The 20,871-nt window shown below is 53.9% G+C and carries 17 protein-coding genes; all 17 read right to left on the reverse strand.

Features of this window, described 5'->3' with window-relative positions; all coding sequences use genetic code 11:
- Window positions 1-19: 19 nt before the first annotated feature.
- Complete coding sequence (locus J4E05_RS18265) at window positions 20-2,023, reverse strand: sigma-54-dependent Fis family transcriptional regulator (protein WP_349598549.1); 2,004 nt, start codon at window positions 2,021-2,023, stop codon at window positions 20-22.
- 98 nt (window positions 2,024-2,121) lie between these two features.
- Window positions 2,122-3,195 (reverse strand): 2,3-butanediol dehydrogenase, encoded by a 1,074-nt coding sequence (locus tag J4E05_RS18270; RefSeq protein WP_349598552.1) that lies wholly within the window; start codon window positions 3,193-3,195, stop codon window positions 2,122-2,124.
- The gene (locus J4E05_RS18275; protein WP_349598554.1) at window positions 3,192-3,560 is read right to left on the reverse strand and encodes a carboxymuconolactone decarboxylase family protein; all 369 of its coding nucleotides are present in this window, start codon (window positions 3,558-3,560) and stop codon (window positions 3,192-3,194) included. Before J4E05_RS18275 ends, J4E05_RS18270 begins: the two co-directional genes overlap by 4 nt.
- Window positions 3,560-4,348 carry an SDR family NAD(P)-dependent oxidoreductase gene (locus tag J4E05_RS18280; RefSeq protein WP_349598557.1) on the reverse strand — a complete coding sequence of 263 codons (789 nt, stop codon included), beginning with the start codon at window positions 4,346-4,348 and terminating at the stop codon, window positions 3,560-3,562. The genes J4E05_RS18275 and J4E05_RS18280 overlap by 1 nt, the downstream gene beginning before the upstream one ends.
- Window positions 4,349-4,453: 105 nt before the next feature.
- Window positions 4,454-5,566: an acetoin dehydrogenase dihydrolipoyllysine-residue acetyltransferase subunit gene (locus J4E05_RS18285; RefSeq protein WP_349598560.1), complete on the reverse strand. Its 1,113-nt coding sequence runs from the start codon at window positions 5,564-5,566 to the stop codon at window positions 4,454-4,456.
- A 2-nt stretch (window positions 5,567-5,568) separates the two neighbouring features.
- Window positions 5,569-6,576 (reverse strand): alpha-ketoacid dehydrogenase subunit beta, encoded by a 1,008-nt coding sequence (locus tag J4E05_RS18290; RefSeq protein ID WP_349598562.1) that lies wholly within the window; start codon window positions 6,574-6,576, stop codon window positions 5,569-5,571.
- Window positions 6,577-6,646: 70 nt separating this feature from the next.
- Window positions 6,647-7,624 carry a thiamine pyrophosphate-dependent dehydrogenase E1 component subunit alpha gene (locus J4E05_RS18295; protein WP_349598565.1) on the reverse strand — a complete coding sequence of 326 codons (978 nt, stop codon included), beginning with the start codon at window positions 7,622-7,624 and terminating at the stop codon, window positions 6,647-6,649.
- Between the two features lie 25 nt (window positions 7,625-7,649).
- A complete protein-coding gene (locus tag J4E05_RS18300; RefSeq protein WP_349598568.1) occupies window positions 7,650-8,663 on the reverse strand; it encodes an ATP-NAD kinase family protein in 1,014 nt (337 codons plus the stop codon).
- Between the two features lie 451 nt (window positions 8,664-9,114).
- On the reverse strand, window positions 9,115-9,969 hold the full coding sequence (locus tag J4E05_RS18305) for a tetratricopeptide repeat protein (protein ID WP_349598571.1): 855 nt from the start codon (window positions 9,967-9,969) through the stop codon (window positions 9,115-9,117).
- 31 nt (window positions 9,970-10,000) lie between these two features.
- Window positions 10,001-12,256 (reverse strand): methyl-accepting chemotaxis protein, encoded by a 2,256-nt coding sequence (locus J4E05_RS18310; RefSeq protein WP_349598574.1) that lies wholly within the window; start codon window positions 12,254-12,256, stop codon window positions 10,001-10,003.
- A gap of 245 nt (window positions 12,257-12,501) precedes the next feature.
- Window positions 12,502-14,256 (reverse strand): ABC transporter substrate-binding protein, encoded by a 1,755-nt coding sequence (locus J4E05_RS18315; protein ID WP_349598577.1) that lies wholly within the window; start codon window positions 14,254-14,256, stop codon window positions 12,502-12,504.
- A gap of 139 nt (window positions 14,257-14,395) precedes the next feature.
- Complete coding sequence (locus J4E05_RS18320; RefSeq protein WP_349598580.1) at window positions 14,396-14,668, reverse strand: DUF2160 domain-containing protein; 273 nt, start codon at window positions 14,666-14,668, stop codon at window positions 14,396-14,398.
- Between the two features lie 24 nt (window positions 14,669-14,692).
- Window positions 14,693-15,496: a carbohydrate ABC transporter permease gene (locus tag J4E05_RS18325; protein WP_085590363.1), complete on the reverse strand. Its 804-nt coding sequence runs from the start codon at window positions 15,494-15,496 to the stop codon at window positions 14,693-14,695.
- 1 nt (window position 15,497) lies between these two features.
- Window positions 15,498-16,370, reverse strand: coding sequence for a carbohydrate ABC transporter permease (locus J4E05_RS18330; RefSeq protein WP_085590362.1), 873 nt, complete (start codon window positions 16,368-16,370; stop codon window positions 15,498-15,500).
- Between the two features lie 14 nt (window positions 16,371-16,384).
- Entirely contained in the window at window positions 16,385-17,479 is a 1,095-nt protein-coding gene (locus tag J4E05_RS18335; protein WP_085590360.1) for an ABC transporter ATP-binding protein, read from the reverse strand.
- A gap of 15 nt (window positions 17,480-17,494) precedes the next feature.
- Window positions 17,495-18,595 (reverse strand): ABC transporter ATP-binding protein, encoded by a 1,101-nt coding sequence (locus tag J4E05_RS18340; protein WP_349598585.1) that lies wholly within the window; start codon window positions 18,593-18,595, stop codon window positions 17,495-17,497.
- Window positions 18,592-20,133, reverse strand: coding sequence for a glycerol-3-phosphate dehydrogenase (gene glpD, locus J4E05_RS18345; RefSeq protein WP_349598588.1), 1,542 nt, complete (start codon window positions 20,131-20,133; stop codon window positions 18,592-18,594). The genes J4E05_RS18340 and glpD overlap by 4 nt, the downstream gene beginning before the upstream one ends.
- Window positions 20,134-20,871 lie beyond the last annotated feature (738 nt).

Raw genomic sequence — 20,871 nt, forward strand, 5'->3', positions numbered from 1 at the left:
AGAATGGAAGCACGTTGTTTTAAATTCTGTTCACATCGGAAAACCGGTTTTGTTTGATCAGATGGCCCAGACCAAGACGTTGCAGGCGACGATAGATGGTGCTGCGATTGACATTGGCATGACGGGCAACAGCGGAGATATTGCCATCGCAAGCCATGATCAGGGTGCGCAGCGTTGTGGCTTCGTTTTGATCGGTCGCGGGCGGCAACTGGTATGAGGGATGATTGCCATTGGCGGCCAGCAGCGACAATGTTGCAGTTGGCCGGGATTGCGCAACATCGGTAATATCGGCGGGTAAATCATCGGGTGTGACCATGTTGCCATCACAAAGGGCCGCACATAACGCACACAGATTGACAATTTCGCGCACATTGCCCGGCCAGGCATGGGACAACAATATTTCCATGGCATCGGGAGAAAAGCTTGGGGTGCCATCGGTTGTAGCGGCAATGCGCAGGATCAACCATTGTAAATCGGCCCGGTTGCGGACCGCCGGAATATCAAGGGTAAGGCCATTCAGGCGGTAATACAGATCCTGGCGAAATTCACCGCTTGCGACCAATTGGGGCAGATCGCGGTGAGAGGCCGAAATAACGTGGATATCAACCGGTTCGGGCCGGTGGCCGCCCACCGGCATAACTTCGCGTTCGGATAAAACGCGCAACAGTCGGGCCTGCATTGCCAGTGGCATATCGCCAATTTCATCGAGGAACAGCGTGCCGCGGTGAGATTCACGGATCAGCCCCTTTTTGCCCTTGCCACTGGCCCCGGTAAAGGCATTGGCGGTATACCCAAACAATTCGCTTTCAATCAGGCTTTCGGGCAGGGCAGCGCAATTAATGGCAATAAACGGACCACGCCGTTGGCTGGCCATATGCATGGCGCGGGCGATAAATTCTTTGCCGGTGCCGGTTTCGCCGCGCAAAATGACGCTGATTTGTCGGTCCACCAGCTTGGATGCCCGTTCGGCCAGTTTTTGCAAGGCCGGGTCGCCACCATGAATATTTTTCAACGGTGCCGGAAGCGGATTAATAACCCGCTTTTTTATCGCCGCAACCGGAGGAACCGAGCGGGCAAAGGTGATTTCGCCACTTTGGAGTTCGATCATGCCATCGCCATTACCGCGAGATCGTGACAGTTTTGGCAGGTCTTCGGGGTCAAAGGCAAAAAGATCGGAAAAGGTACGTCCCACTAAATGATCGGTGATTGAAGTATGGTTTTTGGCAACATCAGAAGAGTCGGGCAGGGATCGTAGCAAGAGTTTGTGCGCATTATGCGTCATGCCGCGAATGCGCCCGTCTGTGCCAATGGCGATGGCGGCCATGGGGTCGACATCTAAAAACTCGGCTGAGGGGTGAAGCCGCAAAATCCAGTCTTGTCGGTGGGTGCGAACCAGATTGGCCATTTCGATCCGCCGAACGCAGGATTTCATGACTTCAAGGGTCAGCGCCTGGCTCATTTTATCTTGCGGGGCCTGAAGGTGTGACAGGTCCAACACCCCGATCAGTGTTCCCTGTGTGTCATGAATGGGCACTGCGGTACAGGAAAGCGGGGTTAAGGTCATATCAAAATGATCGGTGCGGTGAACAATGATTTCACGGCCCGTCATCAAACAAGCCCCAACGCCGTTGGTTCCCACATGGCGTTCATGCCATTCGGAACCGGCGATCAGCCCGGCATGGCGTAATTCACGGTCCAGATCTGCATCGCCAATGGTATCAATCGCCACACCCTGTGCATTGGTAAGCAGCAATATATATCCCATGGCATTCACCCGGCGATAGAGATCCTCCATCCCGTGACGTGCCATGCAAAGCAATTCTTCGGATTCCTGGCGATGATGGCGCAGTTCCTGTTGGGTTACAATACGTACGCCTTCGTACCGGGTCGGATCCAACTGGTGTTCGTTTAAACAGCGCCGCCAGGAAGCCTGCACATCCTCGTCGCGTTGGGGGCTTTTTTGCCCTTCTGCTACGCGCAGAATTTCGAGGGTATGGGGCTGATTGTTATTTAGCCTTCCCATCGTTTCCTCCCATAATATGGGACGACCAAATTATCACCTTTGGTCGCCCCATAGCAAAGGTCTTGTGCGTCGCCACGGCGACGGTGTGGCAGGAAGGATCAGGAAGCCAGATCTATCAATATCTTAAGCTCGGATCCGGCAGGATCAAGCAGGGCATCGAACCCGTCACTTACCGCGCGATCGAGCGTAATTTTTTTGGTCACCACGCGCGATGCCGGCACGGCCCCTGACGAAATAAGATCAATCGTGCGCGGCCAGCTATGGGTCGGATAACACCAGGAGCCGCGAATTTCGGCATCCTTGAAAGTAAGCTGGAAGAAATCAATGCTGCCCTTGCCGGGATGCAACCCGGTCTGGACAATCACCCCCTGTTTGCGAATGGCATCGAGGCAGGATTGCAGGGCATGTTCATTGCCAACGCATTCCAGCGCAATGTCACAGCCCACACCATCCTGGCTGTGTGCGCGCACCACATCGCCGATATTGTCGGTTTTGGGGTTGATGGTGATCACACCGGGCACAATCTTGCGCGCCAGTTCCAGCCGGGTTTCATTAAGGTCGGATACAAACAGTCTGGTCGCGCCATAGGCCCGCGCACATAACAAGGCCAGCATACCGATGGGGCCGGCCCCTGTAACCAGCACACTATCGCCCGCCGTAATGCCCGCCCGGTCACAGGCATAAACACACACCGCAGTCGGTTCGACAAGGGCGGCTTCCTCGTCGCTCATGCTATCGGGGATTTTTTCGACATTATAGTCATTTAACAGGGCCATTTCCGACATGCCGCCGGAAATCCAGCTCAGCCCGACCAGCGCCAGACTGCCGGAAAGATTGAACAAACCACGGTCGGCAAAATATTCGTCACTGCGCGGCATGATCAAAGGTTGCACCGAAACACGATCGCCAATCGTCACCTTGGTCACACCGTCGCCAATGGCGATGACTTCGCCGCCAAATTCATGCCCCAGAACCTGCGGCGATGTTGCGCCGGTAAAGGGGTGGGCGTCGGTCGGGACAAAAATGGGGCCGCTGGCATATTCGTGCAAATCGGTGCCACAAATGCCAACATAGCGGTTGCGAATAACAACCTGGCCGGGGCCGGGGGCGGGTGGTTGGTCGATATTTTCAATCCGCAGGTCTTTTGCGGCGTGGAAACGTAGGGCTTTCATCCTTGTTCTCCGTTTTGCAGGGCGTCAAACAGGCTTAATGCCTTGGCGGCATAAACGGTGCCGGGGCCGCCGGCCATTTCAATGCTGACAGCCAGACTTTCGACAAGCTGTTGCCGGGTGGCACCATGCTTAAGGGCTTCACTGACATGAAACAGGATGCAATCCTCGCATCCCTTGGCGACCGCGATGGCAACCGCCATCAGTTCCTTTAGGGCAGGGGAAAGTTCGCCTTTTCGGGTGGCGGCCTGCATGACACTGCGAAAGGCGGTCATGGTTGTTTTTTCGGCGGTATAAAGGGTCATGGTGCGGGCGTTCAGGGCATTCAGCTTGTCTTGTGCGCTGATCTGGTTTTCATCTTGTGCCATCAGATCAACACCATCCCGCCGTCAATCATCAGGCTTTGGCCGGTCATGTAATCGGAACCGGACGAGGCAAGAAACATACATACCCCCACCATGTCATCGGGGCGCGAGGGCCTGCCCATTAAAATATCGGCCGAAAAGCCGTCAAAGGCTTCGTTGTCCTGTTCGGTCAGGCCTTCATCGACAAAGCCCTTGTCGATCAGTTTCCACATATCGGTGGCAACCACACCGGGGCAGATGGCATTGACATTGATTTTATGTTTGCCAAAGGCCCGTGCGGCGGCCTGGGTGAGGGCAACAACGGCAAATTTGCTGGCGGAATAATGGGCCAGGGGCTCGTATCCCTGTTTCCCGGCAATCGAGGCGGTATTGATGATTTTGCCGCCCGTGCCCTGGGCGATGAAATGCTTGGCGGCTTCCTGGGTGCCAATCAAAACACCCATCGCATTCACATCCATCACCCGGTGCCAGTCATCCTCGGTGATGTCGTTGAATTTTTTGACGTGCGCGATGCCGGCATTGTTAAACATCGCATCAAGCTTGCCATATTTCTCGACGGTCCTGGCGATCAGCTCGCGCACACTTTGGCGTTTGGTAACATCCACTGTCATGCCAATGGCCTTGCCGCCCGCCGCCGAAATGTCTTCGGCGGTTTTTTGGGCGGTATCGGCATTGATGTCGGCGACAATCACATGGGCGCCTGCCTTGGCAAGACCGGCGGCAATGGATTGGCCGATGCCCTGTCCCGCACCGGTGACGATGATGGAACGGTCTTTTACCGAATTAGTCATATCGTTTCCTCCCGCATTATGGGGTGAACCAGGTGCCCACACGGGCGGGCGACCTGGTATTTGTTTGTTTTGGGATGGTTTGGTTTGGTTTGGTTTCAGGCCGGTTTAACTGATGGCGCGTGCGATAATTTTATTAACCTCGCCGGCATGTTCCATCTGGACCATATGCCCGGCACTGCCCAGTACATGGGGTTTGACGTTTGGCAGATTTTCCGCATGGCTGGCGGGGATAATGGCATCATTTTCGCCCCAAATAACCGTGATCGGCAGGTCAAGTGCGGCGAGGTCATCGGCAATGATCCGGGCCTGTTTGCCCGCATTAAACGCCGCTGCCGACAGTTTCGTCAGGAAGTCCTGCACGCCATCAAGGCGTTTATATTTCAGAAGGTCCTGCACCATCGCACGCGACACCAGGCTTTGATTATAAAACAGGTGGGTTAGAACCGGTTTCAAATCCTTGCGCCCGGTCGCATTGACAAAGCCATCAATATAATCGGCATTGATGTCTTCGCCCAAACCGGCACTGCATATCAAGGTAAGCGAGGCGACACGGTCCGGGTGGTCAAGTGCGGTTGCCCCGGCAACCAAACCGCCCATCGAATGGCCGACCAGATGGGCGCGCGTGATGTCGCAATGGTCCATGAAATCAAGCAGGGTTTTGGTAAAAATCGCCGGGTCTTGCGGATCAACCGATTTGACCGATTGTCCGTGACCGGGCAAATCAATTGCGTATACCGGGGCATGTTCGGCCAGGGCATCAATGTTAAACAGCCAGTTATCCAGATCACCGCCAAAGCCGTGGATTAAAACAATCGGCGTTTGATCGGCATTGTCACCGGTTTGTTCGGAATAGCGGACTTTCCCAATCGGCAGATCAACAAAATGATAGGCCGGGCCGGTATCTTCGTCTTCCGTGTCATTGGCCGGCATTTCATAGGCACTGACATAGGCCTCGATATCGGCATCGGAAACCGATGATGGGGCCATAACGGCCAGCAAGGCGCGGACGGGGTAAACCTCGCCTGCCATCCCGACAATCCGGCGTACGGTGCCGCCATCGGCGGCCTCGACCACATTGGTGATTTTGTCGGTTTCCACATCCATGATTTCGTCGCCGACGGAGACCTCGTCACCTTCCTTGATGTGCCAGTCGGTTAATTTGCCTTCTTGCATGGAAAGGCCCCATTTGGGCATCAGGATCGGGGTAATTTCGGTCATACTTAACCCTCCATTGTTTTTCTGGCAGCGTCAGCAATGCTTTGCGCTGACGGGATGTAGATGTCTTCTAACGAAGGGGAGAACGGCACGGGCGAATGCGGGGCCGTGACCATCTGGATCGGGGCCTTCAAGTCGTTAAATCCGTCCTGGGCGACATTGGCGGAAATATCTGCCGCAATCGAACAACGCGGGTTGGCTTCATCCACGCAAACCAGTCGTCCGGTCATTTCGACACTTTCCAGCACGGTATCCATATCAATCGGCGACAGGGTTCTCAGGTCGATGATTTCGGCTTCGATCCCGTCTTTTTTCAATATGTCAGCGGCCTGTTCGGCGCGTTGGACCATTTGCCCATAGGTGACAATGGTCACATCGCCGCCTTCGCGTACGATATTGGCCTCGCCAAAGGGAATGGTATAGGGCTCTTCGGGCACGTCACAGGTGCTGGCATAAAGGTTTTTATGTTCCAGAAAGATCACCGGGTCGTTATCGCGAATGGACTGAATAAGCAGACCTTTGGTGTCATAGGCGTTTGACGGGCAAACAACCTTCAATCCCGGAATATGGGTGAAAAGCGGGGTCAGCATCTGGCTATGCTGGGCAGCGGCGCGAAAACCCGCCCCGCACATCGCCCGGATAACAACCGGCGTTTCTGCCTTGCCACCAAACATGTAGCGGAACTTGGCTGCCTGGTTAAAAACCTGATCCAGGCAGACGCCGATAAAATCGACAAACATCAGTTCCGCAACCGGTCGCAGGCCTGCCGTGGCCGCACCAATGGCCGCGCCGACATAGGCACTTTCCGAAAGCGGGGTATCAAGCATTTGATTGGGATGTTTATGATAAAGGCCCTTTGAAACCCCCAAAACACCGCCCCATGCGTCATCTTCGCCAGGCGCGCCCGATCCGCCCACAATATCTTCCCCCATCATGATAACCGTGGGGTCGCGGCTCATTTCCTGGTCCAGGGCTTCGTTGACCGCGTCTTTCATGCTGATGATCCGTGCCATTTTGCACTCCTGTTTTTTCTGTTTTCATTGGCCGTTCAGGGCCGTTTCCTCTGGCCGTTCGGGCCTTGGCTCAGTTCACATAGACGTCGGTGGTTAACTTGGCGGCCCCGGGTTCGGGGGCGGCAATGGCAAGTTCGACGGCTTCATCAATCAGCTTGCCGACTTCGTCATCAATGGCATCAAATTCGGCTGCACTGATGACACCGGCATCGCTGACTTTGGCGCGAAACAGTTTCAGGCAATCATTATGTTCGCGGTTATGCTCGTTTTCGCCCGGGGCCTTGTAGGTTTGGGCATCGCCTTCGAAATGGCCGAAAAACCGCACGGTTTTGCATTCCAGCAAGGTCGGACCCGCCCCTTCGCGCGCACGTTTGATGATTTCACCCGCCGCTTCAAACACGGCAAAAAAATCAATGCCATCGACGGTCATTCCGGGCATACCAAACCCGGCGGCGCGGTCGACATAGCTATCGGATGCGGTTGCGTAATCGACCGATGTGGCCTCGGCATAACCATTATTTTCGACAACAAAAATCGCTGGCAGGTTCCAGATGGCGGCTAAATTCATGCTTTCCAGCACAGTGCCCTGATTGGCGGCACCATCGCCAAAAAAGGTAATGCCAATGCCGTCATGGCCCAGTTTTTGTGCCGCAAGTGCCGCACCACAGGCCAGCGGTGCCCCGGCACCCAAAATGCCATTGGCCCCCATCATGCCCAGGCTCAGATCGGCGATGTGCATCGACCCGCCTTTGCCGCCACAACACCCGGTGGCCTTGCCGTAAATTTCGGCCATCATCGCCTTGACATCAACGCCCTTGGCAATGCAGTGACCATGCCCGCGATGGGTGGAGGCAATGCGGTCGCGGTCATGCAAATGCATCATGATGCCAACGGCAGCGGCTTCTTCACCGGCATAGAGGTGCACAAAGCCGGGGATTTCGCCACGGGCGAAATCCACATGCAAACGTTCCTCGAAATCGCGGATCGTTTTCATTTTGCGATAGGCATCCAACAGCCGTTCTTTGGGTAACGGGAATGGACTGGACATGAGGAGAACCTCCCTGTGTTTGTTTTCAGTTTCTGGTTTGAATAAAAAGCCCGGCCTGGGCGGCAAAGCGCATACATGCCGGGACATTGATGGTGCGAAAGGCATTGGCGACCAGCCGCACCGAAATGTCGTCATCCTGATCAAAGGTAACTTCGCGTTCGCCATCAAAGGCCAGTGTTCCCGCCGGGATCGACGGGGCATGAACGCTGTCAGGTGTCATTGTGGTGATGGATTGAATGCCGACTTTTTCCATTAGCCCGGGCGCAATCGGGGCGTTTAAAATCCGGTCGGCATCGGAGGATAAAACGATATGTCGGCCCTCGGGTTCACAGCGATCAACCGGGTCGGTCAAGCCGACGATAGACGACATGCCAATGGCGCCGGGCAGGCCAAAGGTGACAAAAAGATCGCGGAAACTTTGTGTTTTCCAAATCGCACGCGCGCCGACAAAACGATCATCGACCACCGCCATATCAACCAGTGCAATATGCCGGTCGCCATTCACCGAAATTTCCAGCCATTTATTGGCTTGATAAGCCTGATCGGCGGGCACCTTGCCTGTGGCGGCAAGGCCAACAGCCAGGCCGGTAATGGTAGGTTCGCGCAAATCGGGAAAGGCATTGTTGGTGCCGGTTGACACTCCGGCAACGGGAATATCGGCGCACGCCTGCAAAACGACCCGGTGGGTGCCATCGCCGCCCAATACGATAATGGCGGCAACGTCCTGTTCGGCCATGATGGTGGCGGCACGCGCACTATCACTTGCCGTCATGGTAACAGGCATGTCGATATAGGAAACGCGCGGGAACCCGTGATGGCCCATTTTGCGTTCGCGTTCGATGCTGCGCATCAAATGAAACCGGATGCCGCTATTTTCCGGCATCATCAACACATCCTCGACACCGGTTGCGCCAAGGGCAGCCAACATGCGCAATACGATATTGGCACGGTCATTGATGGGCAGGTTGCCCGCATGTGATATGACCCGTCGAATGTCCCGGGCCGAGACTGGATTGGCAATTATGCCTATTTTTTTCATGGTTTCCTCAAACTTTCCTCCCTGAGGTAAAACCATGAATTGCAACTGCTGTGCCAAACAACAATTTAATATTTTCAGATACTTATATGTTTATCCTGTTGCATGAAATGCAACAGGTGTTGCGCAATGAGTGCTGCAACACCGCCTTTGTGCGACAGGTTGCGCATATCAGGGGCGATAAAAACTGTGCCTGCATTATGGGCGGGCAAAACACATTAATGCCGCCGACACATGCCGTATTTCTTGTTTGATTATAAGGAAGGAAAAACGCCCGCCAGGTGAGCGGGCGCGTATTGCGGACATATTGCCATCCGTACGAAACATTTGGGCATAACGCTGTATCGTTATTTATTGAAAGTACGTCGCAGGGCGCGGACAGTTTTTGCAAATGCGATAAAGTTGCCCGTGCGACGGTGCTGTACTGGTATGTTTGCTGTCGTGTGCGGGCAGTTTATTGTGGTTTAACCACACAAGGGCGCCACGGTTGCCACGGTTGGTAACTGGCGAAAAAATCATGCAGGAATGTGTCGACTTTTTCGCGGTTGGTCGCGCGGGCTTCGGGTTTCATATCGGCATCAAGATGGGCGCAGTTTTTGGTAATTGCGGTGCCAATTTTTTTCCAGTCGATATTGGCGTTATGGCCGGGCAAACCCGATGCAACAGCACACCAGCCAACAGCTTTGACGCGGTCATCGGATTTTTCATAATCCTGTGCGAGGTATGCCGCGGCGTGTAATTCGCCATGTTCGGCAGCCTGGGTAAGCCATTTTTCACGCTCGACCGGGTCGGTGGTGAAACGGGTGGCGATCATGGTGGCAGCACGGGGGTCGCCGGCAGCCCAGGCGTTATCCAGGTGTTGTCGGGCGTCTTCTTTGCGGTCATTTTGCAAACTATCCAGGGCCAGCCACATCGACGCCTGGGCGCTGCCCTTGTTGGCTGCATTTTCATATAGGGTATGAATATCGTGGCGGGACCCTTGCAATGCCTCAAGGCGGCGAGCCTGCAAAATCTCGGCATCGGGGTGGCCCGCCTGTGCGGCATGGTCCAGCATTTCCCAACCGGAATCCTGATCGGCGGGGATACCAATGCCATTGATCATTTGGCAGGACAGCAGATATTGCGCTGTTGCATTGCCATTCCTGGCCAAAGGTGTAAAAACGCTGGCTGATTTTTTGAAATCGCCATTGCGATAGGCATTTACCCCGTCATCAAGCGGGGAGGCGGCGATTGCAACGCCGGAAAAAGTCAAAAGCAGGACACCCGCAAAAGCCGTTTTGCCAAGGGTTGCTGTAAAAGTACGTTTCATGGTGTTTCCTGCGGGGTCATGGTGGCTGGGATCATGTGTTGTGGCCGGGCGTGGAAATGCTGTGTTCGGCGCGAATGGAATTTAAAAATTCGCGCACCCGGGCCGACAGATCGTCGGACTGATGGCGCAAGCGGGTTGTTGCCAGTTGCAAACCATCCATAGCGGCAAGGTTATCGTCGGCAGAACTGCTGACCTGGGCGATTGTAGCGTTCATTTCCTGTGCTGCAAGGGCTGATTGTTCAACATTCGTGGCGATTTCGGTAACGAAATTTTGTTGTTCGCCCACGGCCTGCGACATTTCGCTGACGGTATCGTGGATGCCCGAAATGCTTTGGCCGATGGTGGCAATGGCTTGTACTGCCACACTGGTGGTGGATTGAATATCGCTGATACGCCGCGCAATGCGGTCGGTGGCGGCACCGGTTTGACTGGCAAGGTTTTTAACCTCGCTTGCGACCACGGCAAAACCCTTGCCGGCATCGCCCGCACGGGCCGCCTCGATAGTGGCATTAAGGGCAAGAAGATTGGTTTGGGCCGCGATATCCTGAATGAGACTAAGGATTTCGCCGATTTCATTGGCACCGGTTTCAAGTTCACGCATGGTTTCGTTGGTTTGGCCGGCCGTATCAACCGCATTTTGCGCCGCATTTAACGATTGGCGGGCGCGTTCGCCGGTGTCGCGGACCCGATCTGACAGGGATTGAGTGGCATGGGAAACCGAGGCCATATTGATGGATATTTCTTCGGATGCCCCGGCCACCCCGGTGGCATTCCCCGATGCAATTTCAGCGCGATCCCGAACATGATTTGACGTTGCTTGAATGTCCTCGGCTTCAGTCGAGACATGTTTGGCGACACTTGATATGGAAGCCTCGAACGCATCGGCGAGGGCCAGCATGGCCGCGCGTTTTTCGTCTTCGGCGGCGGCACGTTCACGGGCAACCTGTTGTTCGGCCGCGCGTGCGGAAAGGGCGGTTGCGCGAAACTGGCGCAAAATTTCGGCCATAATGCCAATTTCATCGCGGCCATTATCGTTAACTTCGGCATCGAGATTGCCATTGGCAACCTGGCGCAACCCCGCAATGACGCGCAATAACCGTTTAATAAGGTTACCGCGTACATAAAAAACTAGCACCAGTAACGAGACAACAATGACAGCAACGCCGATAAGGGCGATGATGCGTTGATCCCGGGCGACCTTTTGCAGGGTATTGGCGGCTTTGGCATCAATTTCGGCCCGTTTGGCACCGACAAGTTCGGCAATGCTGGCACCTAGTTGTTCGGAACTGGCAAGGGTTGCGTTCAGGGTTTGCTGGGTTTGGGACTGATTTGACCATTCGGTTTCACGCAGGGCAAAAACACCATCATCGCCTTTGCCAAAAGCCAGCAGGGTTTTGGCAAGATCGCGGATTTTGTTGCCGTCGTCATTGTCGGGCAGTTTGGCCAGCGCATCGGTAATGCGTAATTCGGCCCAGTTCCATTTGTTGCGAACCTCGTCCATTGCGTCCCCTTCGGGAACGGCAATGGCAGCGGTAAGCATGCCAAAGGCAAGGTTTACATTCGCACGGATATCGGCGAGCAATTGTGAAAAGGCGATGGTTTCTTTCAGGGCGTTGGCGGCATTGCCATCGGCACTCGCAACCCGGCTGATACCCCGTGATACATCAATATCTGTAACCTCGATCAGCGGGCTTAGATAATCGGACAGGTCGGCATAGGCGTAAACCATATCCAGGGTTAAATCGCCACGTTGTTTTTCAAGGGCAAGGCGGGTTTCGGTAAGGTTTTGCAGGGTTTGACGCCGGGCAACAATATCGTCAAGGCGGGTTTTAAGATCGTCCAGGGAGGGTGTATTGCGGATTTCTGCATTGGGCGCAGCTGCAATGTCGGCCAGGCGGGCACGCGCACTTTCGATTAACGCATCAAGGCGTTGTTCGGTGGCGGCCAGGTCATCGGCATTGCGCGAAGCCGCCAGAACCGGCGCCTGTGCGGCCAGACCGGTGCCATCCATTGCCAGTTCCATTTGTTTGATAATGGCAGGCAAACTGTTGGTGGCAATTTCGCCAACCAGTTGGCGCGTATTGCCAAAAGACACCCATGCGACAACCGATGAAATGCTGGCAAGGATCAGAATGACGGCAAACGAGGCCATCAGGCGGCCCTGAATACCAAGGGCAATCCCCTTGCGCCGGGGTTTTGGCCCCCGCGACGATTTTTTCGACATGCTGGAAGGCAGGTTTGTGGTAACCGCACCCGACGGGCGCAGCGCAGATGTGGCTGTTTTCATGAATTCCTCCCTGTCGAGCCCGCATATTTGATATGGCGGTGATCGGCTTTCCCTGGTCTTTCAGGTACGGTGCATCCGGTTTGCCGAATGTCTTGGGTGGTGCCTGCCAAAGCAGGGCTGCGTAATAGCCAGATTATGAATATGTTACGCGATCGGGACGGATGACGGTGTGATGTCGGAATATTGATAAGGCGGTTAAGCCGAAGGATGTTTTCTTCGGCTTAACCTGTAGATGTTTCGGGCTGTTAGTTTGCCCGACCTTCACGCCAGGCCTGGATCAGATCGTCATATTTGACGGTCTCGCCCTGGGGCTTTTCGTTATCGATTTTCGGTTTCGGCGCACCGGGCTGGTCAAACCAGTACTGGGCGTCTTTTTCCTCGTTCAGTTTCGGGGCGCAATCGCCACCGATACCGGCACGACCAAGACGTTCCATCACGCGGTCCATCGAATTGGCAAGGTTGTCCATTGCTTCCTGCGGGGTCCGTTCGCCGGTAACGGCTTCGGCCACGTTCTGCCACCAAAGCTGTGCCAGTTTCGGATAGTCAGGCACGTTGGTACCGGTCGGCGACCAGGCAACACGCGCGGGGCTGCGATAGAATTCAACCAGACCACCCCATTTCGGGGCGATGTCGGTCATGGCCTGGGTGTCCAGGTCAGACTGACGGATCGGAGTCAGACCGGTCAGGGTCTTTTTCAGCGAAACCGATTTGGAGGTTACGAACTGGGCATAAAGCCAGGCAGCCTTGCGGCGTTCAAGCGGGGTGGACTTCATCAGCGTCCAGGAACCCACATCCTGATAACCCAGTTTCATGCCTTTTTCCCAATACGGGCCGTGCGGCGAGGGGGCCATACGCCATTTCGGGTTACCTTCGTCATCGACAACAGGCAGGCCTTTTTTGGTCATATCCGCGGTGAAGGCGGTGTACCAGAAAATCTGCTGGGCGATGTTGCCCTGTGCCGGAACCGGGCCGGCTTCGCCAAAGGTCATACCGGCAGCTTCAGGCGGCGCATAAGCCTTGAGCCAATCGATATATTTGGTCAAAGCATAAACAGATGCCGGGCTGTTGGTGGCACCACCACGGGTGACACTGGCACCAACCGGTGCGCAACCGTCAACGCGGATACCCCATTCATCCACCGGCAGGCCGTTCGGCAGGCCCTTGTCGCCTTCGCCAGCCATTGACAGCCACGCATCGGTAAAGCGCCAGCCAAGGGACGGGTCTTTTTTGCCATAATCCATATGACCATAGACTTTATGGCCGTCGATTTCCTTGACGTCATTGGTAAAGAATTCGGCGATATCCTGATAGGCAGACCAGTTAACCGGCACGCCCAGATCGTAGCCGTATTTTTCCTTGAACTGCTTTTGCAGGTCTTCGCGCTGGAACCAGTCGTAGCGGAACCAGTAAAGGTTGGCGAACTGCTGGTCGGGAAGCTGGTAGAGTTTGCCATCCGGGCCAGTGGTGAAGGACAGACCGATAAAGTCCTTCAGATCCAGCGTTGGCGAGGTGACATCCTTGCCTTCGCCATCCATGAAATCGCTGAGCGGTACAACAGCATTATAGCGGAAATGCGTGCCGATCAGATCAGAGTCATTGATATAGGCATCATAGATATTGCGGCCAGATTGCATCTGGGTTTGCAATTTTTCAATGACGTCGCCTTCGCCGATCAGATCATGGGTCAGCTTGATCCCGGTGATTTCGGAAAAGGCCTTTGCCAGCGTTTTGGATTCATATTCATGCGTGGTCAGGGTTTCTGACACCACATTGATTTCCATACCGCGAAATGGTTCGGCTGCTTTAATCAGCCATTCCATTTCTTTCATTTGATCTTCTTTACTAAGGCTTGAGGGTTGAAATTCACTATCGACCCACTTTTTTGCCGCATCGGTATACTGGTCGGCCATCGCCGGGTTGGCAAGAACTGCCAAACCCAGTGCGATTGCAACTGCGCTACCCCTGATAACGGCAGAGGAGCCTTTGGCTGTAACGATCATGTCGTTCCTCCCTGTTGGTCTTCCATTAAATTGCCAGCTTTGAATCCGGCACACCAGAACGGGGGAAGACCGATGCCCGCCATGGTGAAGACTGAAAGGTGTTTGCGCTGGTGTAGGACACAGCGCAAACACCCGATGATTAACCCCAGCGCATCACGACAAGCAGCCAGACGATCGCAATACCCGATGCGACCAGGACCGTTATGTCGGTAACAGCAAGCCAGGCAAGATGAATATAAGCCGCGCCAAGAAGGCTAATGAAAAGGCGGTCGCCCCGTGTGGTAACCAGCGGCAAAAAGCCCCGGCGTGGAATGGTAGGCGAAACTGCCTGCCAAATTCCCATGCCAATCAGCATTAGGGCGATACAGATGAAGAAACCCGCTGTAACCGGTGTCCAGGCCATCCATGACATTGTTTTAATTCCTTTCTTTACCGATCAGACCCGGCCCATCGCAAAGCCTTTGGCGATGTAATTACGCACAAACCAGATCACCAGCGCCCCTGGAACAATCGTCAACACGCCAGCGGCCGCAAGCACGCCCCAATCCAGCCCCGATGCCGAAACCGTGCGGGTCATGGTCGCAACAATCGGTTTGGCGTTAACCGAGGTGAGGGTGCGCGCCAGCAGCAATTCCACCCAGCTGAACATGAAGCAGAAGAAGGCCGTTACCCCGATGCCCGACCGAATGAGCGGAATGAAGATGGTGGCAAAGAAACGCGGGAAAGAATAACCGTCAATATAGGCGGTTTCGTCGATTTCCTTGGGAATGCCCGACATGAAACCTTCGAGGATCCAGACGGCAAGTGGCACGTTAAACAGACAATGTGCGAGGGCAACCGCAATGTGCGTGTCAAACAGCCCGACCGATGAATACAACTGGAAAAATGGCAACAGAAATACAGCAGGCGGTGCCATGCGGTTGGTCAAAAGCCAGAAAAACAGGTGTTTATCGCCGGTAAAATTATAGCGCGAAAACGCATAGGCTGCAGGTAATGCCACCACCAGCGAAATCACCACGTTGATTGCAACATAGATCATCGAATTGATATAGCCCGAATACCATGCCGGATCGGTCAGGATGGTGGCGTAGTTTGCCAAAGTCGGGTTATCGGGAAACAGGGTCATGGACCCGAGAATTTCGGTATTGGTTTTGATCGACATGTTGAACAGCCAGTAAATTGGCAGCAACAGGAACAGAATGTAAACCAAAAGGGCGATGTGACGTTTCTGGAACTTCATTTTATTGTTCCTCCCGCTGTCCGGCGTTCATAACGACGGTATAGAAAACCCAGCAAACCAGTAGAATGATCAGGAAATAGATCAGCGAGAATGCCGCCGCCGGACCAAGATCAAACTGGCCCACAGCCATGCGTGTTAAATACTGGCTTAGGAAAGTGGTAGCATTACCCGGACCGCCGCCTGTTAAAACAAAGGGTTCGGTGTAAATCATGAAGCTGTCCATGAAGCGTAACAGCACGCCAATCACCAGAACCGACTGCATTTTTGGCAATTGAATGAACCGGAAAACCGCCCAGCGTGATGCACCATCAATTTTGGCAGCCTGATAATAGGCATCGGGAATAGAGCGCAAACCGGCATAACACAGCAGCACAACCAGGCTGGTCCAGTGCCAGACATCCATCACCAGAACCGTCAACCAGGCATCAACCGAGCTTTGGGTGTAGTTATAACTTACGCCCAGCATGTTGAGGATATAGCCACCCAGGCCGATATCGGCGCGACCAAAGATTTGCCAGATCGTGCCCACGACATTCCAGGGAATAAGAAGCGGCAATGCCAGCAGAACCATACAGGCCGATACGCCCCAGCCCTTGCGTGGCAAGGTTAAGGCAACACCAATGCCCAGTGGAATTTCGATTAAAAGAACGCTGAAGGTATAGCCGATCTGGCGCAGCAGGGCTTCGTGCAGGCGGCTGTCATCAAGAACCTGCTGGAACCATTCAGTGCCGACAAAGAACCGGCTGTCTGGCCCGAAAATGTCCTGTACCGAATAGTTTACCACCGTCATTAGCGGAATGATCGCGCTAATCGCGACGATGCAAAATACCGGCAGCACCAGAAACCAGGCTTTGTTATTGGTGATTTTATTCATTTTCCAAGCCCCCCTTACGCGACCAGCTGACTGTCGGCATAGATTTTGGTCCATTCTTGCGGCAATCGCAGAACACCGCTTTGCCCGACAACTTGCTGGTCTTCACCAACCTTTACCTTTAGCTCGGCGTTGCCAAACCGGGTGGTGGCGATTTTATACTGCCCGAGGTCTTCGACCTTGACGATATTGACGGGAATGCCGTCGTCGCCGACGGTGGCGTTTTCGCTTTCAAGGCGAACAAATTCGGGGCGGATGCCAAGTTCAAGTTTGCCCGATGCGTTGCCTAGCGCGGCCAGTTGCGTATCGGACAGGGCAATGCGCTGCCCATCGATCCAGGCGGCACCGGCATCTATATTGCAGGGCATGATGTTCATGCCGGGGCTGCCGATGAAATAACCGACAAAGGTGTGGGCCGGGTTTTCAAACAGTTCCTGCGGGGTGCCAAGCTGCACGACCTTGCCGCCATACATGACGACAACCTTGTCGGCAAATGTCAGGGCCTCGATCTGGTCGTGGGTGACATAAACCATCGTCGGGCGCAGTTTATTATGAATTTCCTTAAGTTTGCGGCGCAGCACCCATTTCAGGTGCGGGTCGATCACGGTAAGCGGTTCGTCAAACAGGATGGCTGAGACATCATCGCGCACCAGGCCACGGCCCAGCGAAATGGTCTGTTTTTCATCGGCCCCAAGACCACGCGCCTTTTGTTTCAGCTTGCCGGTTAAATCGAGCATATCGGCAATTTCGTGAACGCGGGTTTTAACCTGTGTTTCGGCAATACCACGATTGCGCAACGGGAATGCAAGGTTTTCAAAGACTGTCATTGTGTCATAAATGACTGGAAACTGAAAAACCTGGGCAATGTTGCGCTGTTCCGGGGCCAGATTGGTAACATCTTTGCCATCAAACAGAACTTTGCCGTGGGATGGTGTGAGCAGGCCGGAAATAATGTTGAGCAATGTTGTTTTGCCACACCCCGACGGGCCAAGCAAAGCATAGGCGCCACCATCTTCCCAAACATGCTCCATACGGCGCAGGGCATAATCCTCGTCGCCTTTCGGGTCCGGGAAATAGGAATGGGCCAGGTTATTAAGATCAATACGTGCCATTTTACGTCTCCGGGCTCAGGCGGCCTTGCCGTTTGCGATTTCAACAGGTGGGGCGGCCTTCAGCCGGTTATCGGCATCAAAAACAAACAGGCGTGACGGATCGAGATAGAAAGTGGATGTTTCGCCCAGGCGCGGATTGTGGACGCCTTCTTCCTGAATAACCCAGGAAACGTCGCTAAAATGCACATGAACAAAGGTTTCCGACCCGGTGATTTCAGCCAGTTCAACATGTCCTTGCAAGGCAACGGCATGTGCGCCGGGATTAACCACGGATAAATGATTGGCCCGGACGCCAACAGTGCAGTTGCCGGTGTTTAAACCCGACAAATGCCCGGAAAGTGGAATGGTATGACCGCTGGCAAGCGACAATGTGTCGTTGCTGATATGGGCCGGGATAAGGTTGATGGGGGGGTCGGAAAAAATCAGACCGGTTTCAACCGTGGCCGGATTATGAAAAACACTGGTGGTGGGGCCAAACTGGGTGACACGGCCTTCATGCATAACAGCGCATTTGCCGCCCAAAAGCAGGGCTTCCATCGGTTCGGTTGTGGCATAAACCACAATGGTGTCGCGTTCGGCCAACAGGTTGGGGATTTCTTCACGCAGTTCTTCGCGCAATTTATAATCCAGGTTAACCAGTGGTTCGTCGAGCAAAAGAAGCGTGCAATCCTTGACCATGGCGCGGGCCATGGCGGTGCGCTGTTGTTGCCCGCCCGAGAGTTCCTGTGGCAAACGGTCCAGCAGATGTTCGATATGCATTAATGCAGCTGTCGAACGCACCCGGCGGTCAATTTCAGCCTTGTCAGTGCCCTGCAATTTTAACGGCGATGCGATGTTGTCATACAGATTCATCGACGGGTAATTGATAAATTGCTGATAGACCATCGCAATATTGCGTTTTTGCACACGCTGGCCGGTCACATCGGCACCATTCACCAGAATACGTCCGCTGCTGGGCGGTTCCAGCCCGGCCATGATCCGCATCAATGTGGTTTTCCCCGCCAGGGTTCGGCCCAGCAAAACATTGAACGAACCCGGTTCCAGCGTCATCGACACATCGTCGATATGGGTGACACCTCCCATGGTTTTGGTAATATTTTCAAGTGTTAGGGTCATTTGTCTTCATTTCCTTCGCCCATTGGGGCGGTTAGGATGGAGGGGGCGGTTTTAACAAACCAGTTGGCAATGGCGGATGCGGTATCCCCTGAAACATGCAAGCCGAGTTTGGAACGCCGCCACAAAACGTCTTCCGCGCAGCGAGCCCATTCGTGTTGAACCAGATAGCGCAGTTCGTTTTCGTAAACGTCATTCCCCAGATGCAGGCCCAGACCGGAAATATCTGATGCATCAGCGATTATTCTGTTGGTCAGTGTGCCGTAATTTCGCACGTAACGGTAGAGCTGTGCAGCAGGAAGCCAGGAAAATCGTTGCTGCATTGCGGCAAAATAGGCATCAAAATTGCCATCCGGCATATCGCCGCCCGGAAGCGGGGTGCCGCTTGTCCAGGGGCCCCGGGAATTGCCCAGATAGGGTGACAGGCGGGCAAGGGCGGATTCTGCCAGTTTGCGATAGGTGGTTATTTTGCCACCATAAATGTTAAGCAGCGGGGCTTCATCGTTTTTCTGGTCAATTTCCAGAACGTAATCGCGGGTAACGGCAGAGGCGTCTTCGTCGGCATTGCCATAAAGCGGGCGCACCCCGGAATAGGACCAGACAACATTGGCAGGCGTTATCTTATGGGCGAAATAGGTGTTTGCCAGTTCGCACAGATAGGAAATTTCACCATCGCTGATGGCAACTTTTGCGGGATCACCCTTATAATCGCGATCGGTAGTGCCGATCAGGGTGAAATCCTGTTCATAGGGAATAGCAAAAACAATGCGCCCGTCGGGATTTTGGAAAATATAGCAATAATCGTGATCAAACAGTTTGGGTACAACAATGTGGCTGCCCTGCACCAGACGAATGCCCTGTTTTTTATGGGCATCGACCTTGTTTTCCAGCAATTCGGCACACCATGGCCCGGCGGCATTAACCAGGGACCTGGCCCGAATTTGCCGTTCTGTTCCGTTTTGACGCACGGTGACAATCCATAAGTCACCGTCGCGCCGGGCAGAAAGGCATTCGGTGCCAACATTGATTTCAGCACCGCGTTCCTGTGCATCGATTGCATTTAGAACAACAAGGCGGGCATCCTGTACCCAGCAATCGGAATAAACAAAGGCCTTGTTCATGCCCGGCGCCAGTGGTGCCCCGGCTGGGTGGGCGGCCAAACGTACACCTTGTGACGCAGGCAGTTTTTTGCGGCCCCCGAGATGGTCATAAAGAAACAGACCAAGACGGATCATCCATGCCGGCCGCAAGCCTTTGACATGCGGCAGAACAAAGCGCAACGGCCAGATGATGTGCGGGGCAGCGTTTAGCAGAACTTCGCGTTCGATCAGGGCTTCGCGCACCAGCCGGAATTCATAATATTCCAGATAGCGCAAACCACCATGAATGAGCTTGGTGCTGGCCGAAGACGTGGCGGAAGCAAGGTCGTTCTTTTCGCACAGAAAAACCTTAAGCCCGCGTCCTGCTGCATCCCGCGCAATACCTGCGCCATTGATGCCGCCGCCAATAATGGCCACGTCATATGTGTCTGAAGTGAGCAACCTGTTCCTCCCTGATTGCCCGGATTGTTGACAGCTGGTGTTAGCTGTCGTTCTTTATTTTCACAAACGTTACAAACAAGACAAATTAAACGCAAGTGAAAATATTTCATTCGCGAAATTTTCAGCTTTGCCATGCTTTTTTGTCCTTTCAACGTATTGTTCCTGAACTATTTTTTGATTCGGAAATTTATGCGTTTTTCCGGCATAACGGACGTGAGACGGTGTGTAATCGGCCGAATTTTCACTGGAATCGTTGGAAAGTGAAAATAACAGACCGCGCCGATATTTCATTTTTGGACCCTGCCGAGGGTGTGTGTTTTTGTAAGTTTGTTGCAGAAAATTGATCCGCAAGCACGGCATTGTCGAAATCTCAGTTTTATAAATAATCATATTTTTCAATTATTTATGTTAGTTTCATGATGTGAAATGAACCAGGATTTCGTGGATTTTGTGCAATAAAACCCCTTCTGACCATGTGCGACCAGCAAACGAACGTTCATCAGGACGTTGCTGCCTGAACACGGGAAAACAGAGGTAATCGCGACATGTTAAGGGGTAGGGCAGGTCATATTTACGTCGTCGAGGATACCTGGCCGCGTATTCACCATTCGCCGGGGATGTTGAACATTCGGGGCGGGATGCGAATTTCGTATAAGAAAGCACTGAAAAATTTTCATAAACGAAATTTTATGCGTAATTTTCCTGACGAAACGATTGCCGGGGTTGAACTCGTTCTCA

The organism is Thalassospira sp. NFXS8 (genome assembly GCF_040148805.1).
In the GTDB taxonomy this organism is placed as follows: domain Bacteria; phylum Pseudomonadota; class Alphaproteobacteria; order Rhodospirillales; family Thalassospiraceae; genus Thalassospira.